Here is a 10,028-nt window from a genome sequence, read left to right as displayed (position 1 = left end):
GCGCTGCGGCTGTTCGGGGTGCGGGTGTGGCGGGTGTAGATTGCGGGGCCGGGGCGGGCCCTCGGGCGTTGTCGGGGTCGATCACGCGACCTGAAGGCTCCCAATCCGAGGCCCCTATGCCCCTCCCCGCCCCCCTCGACCGCGCCGAGGCCGTGGTGTTCGACGCCTACGGCACCCTGCTCGACGTCCACTCCGCCGTGCAGCGCCACGCCGCCGCGATTGGCCCGCAGGCGCAAGCCCTGTCCGAGACCTGGCGCCAGAAGCAGCTCGAATATTCCTGGGTCCTGTCCCTGTGCGGGCGCTACGCCCCGTTCTGGACGCTGACCGAGCGGGCCCTCGACTACGCGCTCGCCAAGCACACGGGGGTGGATCGCGGCGTGCGGGCGGATCTGCTCGCGGCCTACCGGTCGCTCGACGCCTATCCGGAGGTGCCCGGCACGCTCGAGCGCCTGCGCCACGCCGGCCTGAGGACCGCGATCCTGTCGAACGGCGACACCGCGATGCTCGACGCGGCAGTGAGGGCAGCGGGCCTCGAGACGCATCTCGACGCGGTGCTGTCGGTCGATCCGGCCGGCACCTTCAAGACGTCCGCCCGCGCCTACGCCCTCGCGCCGGAGCGCCTCGGCGTCGCGCGGGAGCGGATCGCCTTCCTGTCCTCGAACCGGTGGGACATCGCCGGGGCGGCGGCCTACGGCTTCCTCCCGATCTGGGTCGACCGCAGCGGCCAGCCCGACGAGTACCCGGACCTCGCGCCGGTCCGGGTGATCGCGTCCCTCGACGGCCTGCTCGCCTGAGGGCCACCCGAGGGCCCGGGCCGGCTACTCGCCCGCCACCGGGCGGGCGCCGCCGGGCAGCGCGTCGGTCGCCGCCGTGCCGCGGCGGTAGATCAGCAGGGTCGCGACGAGGCCGCAGGCCCCCGCGAAGGCCATCCACAGGCCCGGCGCCGCCTTGTTGTCGAGCCGCTCGATCAGCCAGGTCGAGACGACCGGGGTGAACCCGCCGAAGATCGCGGTGGCGAGCGAGTAGGCCAGGGAGAAGCCGGTGGTGCGGACATGAGCCGGGACGATCTCGGTCAGCGCCACCACCATCGCGCCGTTGTAGCTGCCGTAGAGGAAGGACAGCCACAGGAGCGCGAGCAGCATGTTGGTGAACGAGATGTGGGACACGAGCCAGGCGAGCACCGGGTAGGCGGTGAGCAGCGCGAGGGCCGAGAACGCGATCAGGATCGGCTTGCGGCCGATGCGGTCGGACAGGGCGCCCATCACCGGCAGCCAGATCAGGTTCGACAGGGCGGTGCAGAAGGTGACGATCAGGCTGTCGGTCTCGGACAGCTTCAGCACGGACTTGCCGAAGGTCGGGGTATAGACCGTGATGGTGTAGAACGACACCGTGGTCATCACCACGAGCAGCATGCCGAGCGCCACGATGCGCCAGTTCTCGCCCAGCGACTGAAAGACCTCGGGCAGCGAGGGGCGGTGCGTGCGGTGCAGGAATTCCTGGGTCTCCTCCAGCGAGCGCCGGATGTAGAACAGGAACGGCACGATCATGCAGCCGATGAAGAACGGGATGCGCCAGCCCCACTCCGACATCTGGGCCGGCATCAGGGCGTGGCTCAACGAGAAGCCAATCAGCGCCGCCACCATCACGGCGACCTGCTGGCTGCCGGATTGCCAGGAGACGTAGAACCCCTTGCGGCCGGGCGTCGCCATCTCGGCGAGGTAGACCGAGACGCCGCCGAGCTCGACGCCGGCGGAGAAGCCCTGCAGCAGCCGGCCGATCAGCACCAGGAACGGCGCCGCGAGGCCGATGGTCTGGTAGGACGGCACGAAGGCGATCAGCACCGTGCCGGCCGCCATGATGCCGAGCGTGACGATCAGGCCCTGCCGCCGGCCGATGCGGTCGACATAGGCGCCGAGAAAGATCGCGCCGAGGGGCCGCATCAGGAAGCCTGCCCCGAAGGTCATGAAGGTGAGCATCAGGGAGGCGAATTCGTTCCCGGCCGGGAAGAAGGCCTTCGAGATGTGGCTCGCGTAGATGCCGAACAGGAAGAAGTCGAACATCTCGAGGAAGTTGCCGCTCGTGACGCGCAACACCGTGGCAACCTTCGACCCCTGCGGGCCGTGGACCGGACCTGCCATGCTGATTCCTCCCGACCTCGGGCTCTCTCTGATGCCCTCTGTCTACAGCCATCGGCAGCACGTTTGACAGAAAAATCTAATCCCAAAAATCTCGCCGCCGATCCGGTGGAGACCGCGCGAGCGGCGCGTTACCAACGGGAAGGACGCCGCCCGGGGCGGCGGACCGAGAACAGGAGAGGCGGGACGCCGCCTGGGAGGGAACCATGGACCGCATGACACTGCGCCGGAGAACCATCCTCGCCCGGCTGGCCATCGGCCTGCTGGCGGGGCTCGTCGTCGCCGGCCCGGCCCGGGCGGCGGAGCTGCGGGTGATGATCTCGGGCGGCTTCACGGCGGCCTACCAGGCCCTGCTGCCGGGTTTCGAGGCGAAGACCGGCCACCGCGTCGAGACCGCCTACGGCCCCTCGATGGGCACGGCGCCGGAGGCGATCCCGGTGCGGCTGGCGAAGGGCGAACCGGCCGACGTGCTGATCATGGTCGGCTACGCCCTCGACGACCTCGACCGCGAGGGCAAGATCGCGCCCGGGAGCAAGGTCGCCCTCGCCGATTCCCGCATCGCCCTCGCGGTGAAGGCGGGAGCGCCGGTGCCGGACATCGGCGACCTGGAGCGCTTCAAGAAGGCCCTGCTCGCGGCAAGCTCAATCGCCTACTCGGACAGTGCCAGCGGCGTCTACATCGAGAAGGAGATGTACAGGAAGCTCGGCCTCGAGGACCGGCTGGCGGGAAAGAGCCGGATGATCGTCGCCGAGCGCGTCGGCAACGTCGTCGCCCGCGGCGACGCCGAGTTAGGCTTCCAGCAGACGAGCGAGTTGAAGCCGGTCAAGGGCATCACGATCGTCGGACCGATCCCCGCCGAGGTGCAGAAGGTGACGGTCTTCTCCGCCGGGATCACGAGGGGCGCCCGCCATCCCGAAGAGGCCCGGGCGCTGATCGCCTGGCTCGCCTCGCCGGAGGCGGCGCCCACGGTCGCGGCGACGGGCCTCGACCCTCTCGGCGCCCGCTAACCCCCGATTCACGACGCGGAGAATCCGAGGGATCGGATTCACCACCTCTTCACGCCGCCCGGCGCCTGATGGGCCTCACACAACAGGTCTCGCGCCGCCCGAGAGGGCGGCTCAAGCGGGCGGGGACGGCATCATGCGACAGGGTTGGACGCCCGGAGCAGCGGCGCGCGCGGCCGCGCCGCTGCTCCGGAACGAGAAGAATGCGCACCAGCGCTACCTCGCGGCCCCGGGCTACCACCCGGGTGCGCTCGTCATCGCGGCCGCCGGTCCGGCGCTCGGCGCGGCGATCCTGGCGGTGATCGCGCTGGGCTTGCGGGCAGCCTTCTGAGGGAGGGCGGTCTGCGCCGGCCGGAGCACGCGGCGGGAACGGAGTGACGTGCCCCTCGATCTCAGGTGAGGCCGCCGGCGAGCGGGTCCGCCGGGCAGCACCGACATCGCGCCGGGGAAGGCGGGCTCCCCTCGACGTCGGGCACGCCTGACGAGAGCCGGCGCGCGGTATCGTCAAGCAGGACCCGCATGGGACGTGTCCGATCGCTGCCCGACCCGATCCTGCCCGCTCTCCAGCGCACGCAGCGTGCTCCTGATTCGCGGAGCCAGGACGTGCAGCGTGACGACGTTGACCACGATGGCAACGAGCACCACGAAAGCCGCCACTTCAATCGTGAATGCGATCGCCAGAGAAACCAGCGTTTCCAGTATGGTTTCACTGTAAACACAGATAAAAAGTCCGCGAGCGACAACATACGAAGCAGCTGAAACCTGAGTGATCGTTTCTCGAATCGGAAATGCGCCATTGCTGCTCATGTGGTGCCCCGTATGCATGAATGTTTATGAATTTCCGTCAATCACGGGCAGCTCCGAACACGCCATGACTCGGCACCTCGCCATTCTCCCCAGGACGCTTCTACACGAGCTAGGCCGTTACCGGCATATCCCATTTGGGTGATGCCACTACTGAATACTACGCAACTGGACTTATCATAACGATCAAAAGTGGAATAAACTTCGTATTTCACGCCCGATATTCAGATTAATTTTTGCTCAAATCGTCGCAGATCAACGAATATAATTGTAAAAATTGGATTTCATCTGCAATTAAATTGGGAAATTTCCAGTTAATTATCTGAAATATCAGCCGTCTTCAATGAAGACGGCGACATTCAGCCAAGATGATCGCCGCGCGGTCGAAAGATCCACATCCCGTGAGCTTCGCCGTCGTCCGGCGCCGGGAGCCCTCACCCCTGGCTCCCCCGACGCGGGCGGCCCGCGCCATTTGGCCGTGTTGCCTCACCCCGCGCCGCGACGCAGGGTGAGGGCCCATGCGGCGCCACGTACCCATCGTCCTCGCGGCACTCCTCGCCCTCGTGGCGACGGGCCTGCTCGCCTACCAGTGGCTCGGCCAGCCGACGACCCTGCGCGTCGCCATCGGGCCGTCGGGGAGCGAGGATGCGCGGCTCGTCGCGGCGGTCGCCCAGTCGCTCGCCCGCACCCACGAGGAGGTGCGCCTGCGGCTGGTCGTGACGAGCGGGGTCGCCGAGAGCGCGGGCGCCGCCGAGCACGGCAAGGCGGACCTCGCGGTGGTGCGCTCGGATGTCGGCATCCCGGCCAGCACCCAGACCGTGGCGATCCTGCACCGCGACGCCGTGCTGCTGATGACGACGGACCCGGCCCTGTCCGCCGTGCCGGACCTGCGCGGGCGCCGGGTCGGCATCGTGCGCAACCCGGCCGGCAACATCCGGCTCCTCGCCCGCATCCTGGAGCATTACGAAGTGCCGGCGGAGGCGGTCGCCACCGTGTCCCTCGGCGACGGGCGCGAGGCCGGCGAGGCCCTGCGCGAGGGCCGGGTCGACGCCGTGCTGGTGGTGAGCCCGCTCACCGGCCGCACCGCCAGCGACGTGGTGGCGAGCATCGCCAAGGGCGACGGGAACTCGGCCGGCGGCACCCCGAGCTTCATCCCCATCGGCGAGGCCGCGGTCCTGGGCCGGCGCTGGCCGGCCCTCGAGAGCATCGAGATCGCCCGCGGCACCTTCGGCGGCACGCCGCCGCGGCCGGCCGAGACTTTCACGACGGTCGGGGTCAGCCACCGGCTGGTGGCCCAGGCCAGCCTGTCCGATTCGACCGTCTCGGAGCTGACCCGGCTGCTCTTCGTCAACCGGCCCGGCCTCGCCGCCGAGGTGCCGCTCGCCAACCAGATCGAGGCGCCCGACACCTCGAAGAGCGCCTCCCTGCCGGTCCATCCCGGGGCGCAGGCCTATTACGAGGGCGAGGTCGAGAGCTTCTTCGAGCGCTACGGCGACTGGTTCTACCTGCTCGTGATGTGCGTCTCGATCCTCGGCTCGGCCGCCGCCACCCTGGTGTCGCGGGCCGCCAACCGCTCCCGGGCCCGGGACATGGCGCTCCTGCGCCAGTTGCTGACCATCGTGCGGGCGAGCCGCGACGTCGAGGACGAGCTCGAGCTCGCCGACCTCGACCGGCAGGCCGACGAGATCCTGGCCGAGGCGCTCGCCCGGGCCGGCACCGGCGCCATCGACAATGCCGGGGTGGCGGCCTTCACGCTCGGCCTCGACCAGGCGAGGCGGGCCATCGCGGAGCGCCGGGCCCACCTGCTGGAGCGGCAGGTCCACGGCGCCGACATCCCCGCCGTCGAGCGCGGGCCGGATCCGCTCTCCGCCGCGGCGGAGTGACCAGGGCACCCGCCCGGGCCCTCTTGCGAAGCGGCGTCACACCTTATATTGCGACGCAACAGTTTTCCCCCGGCTCGATGCGTCCGGCTGCCATCCTGGCGGCCCGCGGCGTGCCGGGCTTTGTTTGCTTCGGACATCCCATGAAGCTGCGCAACATCGCCATCATCGCCCACGTCGACCACGGCAAGACGACCCTGGTCGACAAGCTGCTCCAGCAGTCCGGCTCGTTCCGCGAGAACCAGCGGGTCGAGGAGCGGGCGATGGATTCGAACGACCTCGAGAAGGAGCGCGGCATCACCATCCTGGCCAAGGCCACCTCGGTGGTCTGGAAGGACACCCGCATCAACATCGTCGACACCCCCGGCCACGCCGATTTCGGCGGCGAGGTCGAGCGCATCCTCTCGATGGTGGACGGCGTGATCGTGCTCGTCGACGCCGCCGAGGGGCCGATGCCGCAGACCAAGTTCGTGGTCTCCAAGGCGCTCAAGATCGGCCTGCGCCCGATCGTGGCGGTCAACAAGGTCGACCGGCCGGACGCCCGCATCAACGAGGTGGTGAACGAGGTCTTCGACCTGTTCGCGGCGCTCGACGCCACCGACGAGCAGCTCGACTTCCCGATCCTGTACGGCTCGGGCCGCAACGGCTGGATGGCGACCTCGCCGGAGGGCGACCAGTCCGAGGGCCTCGCTCCCCTGTTCGACCTCGTGCTCGCCCACGTGCCGCAGGCCAAGACCGAGGAGGGCCCGTTCCGCATGCTCGGCACGCTCCTCGAGTCGAACCCCTTCCTCGGCCGCATCATCACCGGGCGCATCGCCTCGGGCACCGTGAAGCCGAACCAGCAGATCAAGGTCCTCGACCGCGAGGGCAAGGTCGTGGAGACCGGCCGGGTCTCGAAGATCCTGGCCTTCCGCGGCCTCGAGCGCCAGCCGATCGAGGTCGGCGAGGCCGGCGACATCGTGTCGATCGCAGGGCTCGTGAAGGGCACCGTGGCCGACACCTTCTGCGACCCGCAGGTCGAGACCCCGATCCAGGCCCAGCCGATCGACCCGCCGACCGTGACGATGTCGTTCATCGTGAACGATTCTCCGCTCGCCGGCACCGAGGGCGACAAGGTCACGAGCCGCATGATCCGCGACCGCCTGTTCAAGGAGGCCGAGGGCAACGTCACGCTCAAGATCGAGGAGGCGGCGGACAAGGACTCGTTCTACGTCTCGGGCCGCGGTGAGCTGCAGCTCGCCATCCTGATCGAGACCATGCGCCGCGAGGGTTTCGAGATCGCGGTGTCGCGGCCCCGCGTCGTCTTCGAGAAGGCCGAGGACGGCTCGGTCCTCGAGCCGATCGAGGAGGTGGTGATCGACGTCGACGAGGAGCACTCGGGCGCCGTCGTGCAGAAGATGTCCGAGCGCAAGGGCGACATGCTCGAGATGCGCCCGTCCGGCGGCAACCGCCTGCGCCTCGTCTTCCACGCTCCGACTCGCGGCCTGATCGGCTACCAGAGCGAGCTGCTGACCGACACCCGCGGCACCGCGATCATGAACCGGCTGTTCAAGGCCTACGAGCCCTTCAAGGGCGAGATCGCCGGCCGCCGCAACGGCGTCCTGATCTCGAACGAGCAGGGCGAGGCCGTGGCCTATGCCCTGTGGAACCTCGAGGATCGCGGCCCGATGATGATCGAGCCGGGCTGGAAGGTCTACCAGGGCATGATCATCGGCGAGCACAACCGCGAGAACGACCTCGAGGTGAACGTGCTCAAGGGCAAGAAGCTCACCAACATCCGCACCACCTCGAAGGACGAGGCGGTGCGCCTGACCCCGCCGATCCGCATGACCCTCGAGCGCTCGCTGGCCTGGATCCAGGACGACGAGCTCGTCGAGGTGACCCCGAAGTCGATCCGCCTGCGCAAGGCCGTGCTCGACCCGAACGACCGCAAGCGGGCGGAGCGGGCCAAGGAGGCGCTGAGCGCCTGATCCCCGCCACGAGCGGCCGCTGATTCATCCCTCGCCCTCCCCGGGGCGAGGGATTTTTCATGGCGGAGAGTGGACGGCCGGCCCGCTCAAGTGGATTCCCGGTTCCTCGTCCCGTATCCGGTAGGACGGATCGGGACCGGACAGCGGCGGCAGGAGGCCGTGTGGAACACGAGATCTACCGCTGGCTAGGGATCCTGACCTCGATCCGGTCCGACGTGCTGGCGCCCCTCGGCCTCGCCCTCGCGGTCGTCGTCACGGTTCACGCGCTGATGAACAAGCGGGAGGTCGGGGCGGCGATCGGCTGGATCGGCCTCGCCTGGCTGTCGCCGCTCCTCGGCAGCACGCTCTACGTGATGTTCGGCATCAACCGGGTGAGCCGGCGCGCCCGGAAGCTGCCGGTGCTGCCGGGCCCGCGGCCGGGCGCCCCGCCGCCGCCGGTGGCCGAGGTGCCCGACGCGTTCCAGCCCTTGAAGCGGGCCGTCGAGCGGATCAGCGGCCTCCCGCTGGTGGCCGGCAACCGCATCCAGCGCTTCCGCCACGGCGACGAGGCCTATCCGGCAATGCTGGCGGCGATCGGCGAGGCACAGACGAGCGTCGCCCTGTCGAGCTACATCATGCGCGACGACGACAGCGGCCGGGCCTTCGCGGCGGCCCTGGCGGCCGCGAAGGCCCGCGGCGTCGCGGTCTGCGTGCTGATCGACGGCATCGGCAGCGGCTACTTCTTCCCGGCGATGTACCGGCGCCTGCGGGCCCTCGGGATCCCGGCCGGCCTGTTCATGCACTCCGCCCTGCCCTGGCGGATGCCGTTCCTGAACCTGCGCACCCACAAGAAGCTCTTGCTGATCGACGGCCGGGTCGGCTTCGTCGGCGGAGTCAACATCGCCGACGAGAACGTCATGGCGAAGGATCCGCCGGATCCGGTGCGCGACAGCCACTTCCGCATCGACGGCCCGGTGGTCGGACAGCTCGCCCAGGCCTTCTGGCGCGACTGGGCCTTCGTGAAGGGCGAGGACCTCGAGGGACCCGCCTGGTTCCCGGAAATCCCGCCCGCCGGCCCGTCCCTCGCCCGGGTCGTCACCTCGGGACCGGACGCGGACATCGAGAAGATCGAGTTCGTGGTGCTGGAGGCGGTCGCCACCGCCCGGCACTCGGTGCGCTTCGCAACGCCCTACTTCCTGCCGAGCGAGATGCTGCTCACGGCGCTCGGCCTCGCGGCGATGCGGGGCGTCACCGTCGACGTCATCATCCCGCAGGCCAGCAACCACCGGGTGGTCGACTGGGCGACCCGGGCCCATGTCGGGCCGCTGCTCGAGGCGGGCGTCCGGATCTGGCTCGACCGGCCGCCCTTCGATCACTCGAAGCTGATGGTGGTTGACGACGCCTGGTGCTTCGTCGGCAGCGCCAACTGGGACAGCCGCAGCTTCCGGCTGAACTTCGAGCTCAACGTCGAGGTCTACGACAGCGACTTCGCCGCCGATCTCGGCCGGCTGATGCGGGCCAAGATGGAGCAGCGGCTGACGACCGAGGACCTCAACTCTCGCGGGATGGCCGTGCGGCTGCGCGACGCCGCCGTCCGATTGCTGCTGCCATATCTCTGAGCGGCACCCGCTTGCGGAAATCCTCGGCCCGGTCGCGGAACGCCTCGATGCGCTCGCGCAAGGGCTCCCGCTTGGGCTCGCGCCGCCCCTGCGGGTTGCCGGGCTCGAGGTGGACGACGATCGGCCGGTGGTCGGAGGCGCCGCGGGGCAGCACGGCGTGGTCGCGGCAGGTCAGGCCGCGCACCAGGCAGCGGTCGAGGCGCAGGGGCACGAGCTCGACCATCGAGTGGGTCGGGAGGCGGGGCCCGACGTCGTGGAAGCCCGGCAGCAGCGCCGGCCCGACGATGTTGTAGTCACCCAGCACCGCGGCCCGCACCGGCAGGTGCTGGGCGATGCGCCGGAGCTGGCGCCGGTTGAGCACCTGGCCGTGCGAGAGGTGGACGTTGGCGACCCCGAAGCTGCCGAGGTCGAGGATCTGGCAGACCCGGTCGATCAGGGCGCCCGAGGGCAGGGCCACCACCCGGGGCGGGTTCGGCCAGGGGGTCGGGCTCCACATCGCCAGGCCGTGGATGCGGCGCGGCAGCGGCGCCCAGGCGTAATGCCCGCCGACCCGGGCCTGCAGCTCGGTGATGTCGACGGTCGCCTCCTGCATCAGCAGCAGGTCCGGCTTCTCCTGCGCGATCAGCGCCTCGAGGGC

General features: G+C 69.6%; 9 protein-coding genes. 6 read left to right on the top strand and 3 right to left on the bottom strand.

What is annotated here, in order from left to right; all coding sequences use genetic code 11:
• Window positions 1-116: 116 nt before the first annotated feature.
• Complete coding sequence (locus VQ02_RS31595; RefSeq protein ID WP_048448225.1) at window positions 117-794, top strand: haloacid dehalogenase type II; 678 nt, start codon at window positions 117-119, stop codon at window positions 792-794.
• Window positions 795-818: 24 nt separating this feature from the next.
• Here VQ02_RS31595 and tcuC read toward each other — a convergent pair whose 3' ends face one another.
• The gene (gene tcuC, locus VQ02_RS31590; protein ID WP_048448224.1) at window positions 819-2,138 is read right to left on the bottom strand and encodes an MFS transporter; all 1,320 of its coding nucleotides are present in this window, start codon (window positions 2,136-2,138) and stop codon (window positions 819-821) included.
• 212 nt (window positions 2,139-2,350) lie between these two features.
• On the opposite strand from tcuC, the gene VQ02_RS31585 reads away from it, so the two are divergent.
• Window positions 2,351-3,142 (top strand): molybdate ABC transporter substrate-binding protein, encoded by a 792-nt coding sequence (locus VQ02_RS31585; RefSeq protein WP_048448226.1) that lies wholly within the window; start codon window positions 2,351-2,353, stop codon window positions 3,140-3,142.
• A 133-nt stretch (window positions 3,143-3,275) separates the two neighbouring features.
• The gene (locus VQ02_RS31580; RefSeq protein ID WP_048448223.1) at window positions 3,276-3,470 is read left to right on the top strand and encodes a hypothetical protein; all 195 of its coding nucleotides are present in this window, start codon (window positions 3,276-3,278) and stop codon (window positions 3,468-3,470) included.
• Window positions 3,471-3,643: 173 nt separating this feature from the next.
• Here VQ02_RS31580 and VQ02_RS37735 read toward each other — a convergent pair whose 3' ends face one another.
• The gene (locus VQ02_RS37735; protein WP_157080891.1) at window positions 3,644-3,946 is read right to left on the bottom strand and encodes a hypothetical protein; all 303 of its coding nucleotides are present in this window, start codon (window positions 3,944-3,946) and stop codon (window positions 3,644-3,646) included.
• Between the two features lie 515 nt (window positions 3,947-4,461).
• Between VQ02_RS37735 and VQ02_RS31575 the strand changes: the two genes are divergently transcribed.
• The 3 genes from VQ02_RS31575 (at window position 4,462) to VQ02_RS31565 (ending at window position 9,391) form a co-directional block, all read left to right on the top strand.
• The gene (locus tag VQ02_RS31575) at window positions 4,462-5,826 is read left to right on the top strand and encodes a TAXI family TRAP transporter solute-binding subunit (protein WP_048448222.1); all 1,365 of its coding nucleotides are present in this window, start codon (window positions 4,462-4,464) and stop codon (window positions 5,824-5,826) included.
• A 140-nt stretch (window positions 5,827-5,966) separates the two neighbouring features.
• Window positions 5,967-7,793 carry a translational GTPase TypA gene (typA, locus tag VQ02_RS31570; RefSeq protein WP_048448221.1) on the top strand — a complete coding sequence of 609 codons (1,827 nt, stop codon included), beginning with the start codon at window positions 5,967-5,969 and terminating at the stop codon, window positions 7,791-7,793.
• Between the two features lie 161 nt (window positions 7,794-7,954).
• On the top strand, window positions 7,955-9,391 hold the full coding sequence (locus VQ02_RS31565; protein WP_048448220.1) for a phospholipase D-like domain-containing protein: 1,437 nt from the start codon (window positions 7,955-7,957) through the stop codon (window positions 9,389-9,391).
• Here VQ02_RS31565 and VQ02_RS31560 read toward each other — a convergent pair.
• On the bottom strand, window positions 9,324-10,028 hold a 705-nt coding region (locus tag VQ02_RS31560; protein WP_048448219.1), incomplete at its 5' end, for an endonuclease/exonuclease/phosphatase family protein. The two genes, VQ02_RS31565 and VQ02_RS31560, sit on opposite strands and share 68 nt — an antisense overlap.

Origin of the sequence: Methylobacterium variabile (genome assembly GCF_001043975.1) — a bacterium.
Taxonomy (GTDB): domain Bacteria; phylum Pseudomonadota; class Alphaproteobacteria; order Rhizobiales; family Beijerinckiaceae; genus Methylobacterium; species Methylobacterium variabile.
This window is presented reverse-complemented; position numbering and strand designations above follow the sequence as displayed.

Bases quoted from the DNA above. Each gene is read 5' to 3' on its own strand.
- VQ02_RS31595 (WP_048448225.1), top strand. From the start codon at position 117: ATGCCCCTCCCCGCCCCCCTCGACCGCGCCGAGGCCGTGGTGTTCGAC.
- tcuC (WP_048448224.1), bottom strand. From the start codon at position 2,138: ATGGCAGGTCCGGTCCACGGCCCGCAGGGGTCGAAGGTTGCCACGGTG.
- VQ02_RS31585 (WP_048448226.1), top strand. From the start codon at position 2,351: ATGACACTGCGCCGGAGAACCATCCTCGCCCGGCTGGCCATCGGCCTG.
- VQ02_RS31580 (WP_048448223.1), top strand. From the start codon at position 3,276: ATGCGACAGGGTTGGACGCCCGGAGCAGCGGCGCGCGCGGCCGCGCCG.
- VQ02_RS37735 (WP_157080891.1), bottom strand. From the start codon at position 3,946: ATGAGCAGCAATGGCGCATTTCCGATTCGAGAAACGATCACTCAGGTT.
- VQ02_RS31575 (WP_048448222.1), top strand. From the start codon at position 4,462: ATGCGGCGCCACGTACCCATCGTCCTCGCGGCACTCCTCGCCCTCGTG.
- typA (WP_048448221.1), top strand. From the start codon at position 5,967: ATGAAGCTGCGCAACATCGCCATCATCGCCCACGTCGACCACGGCAAG.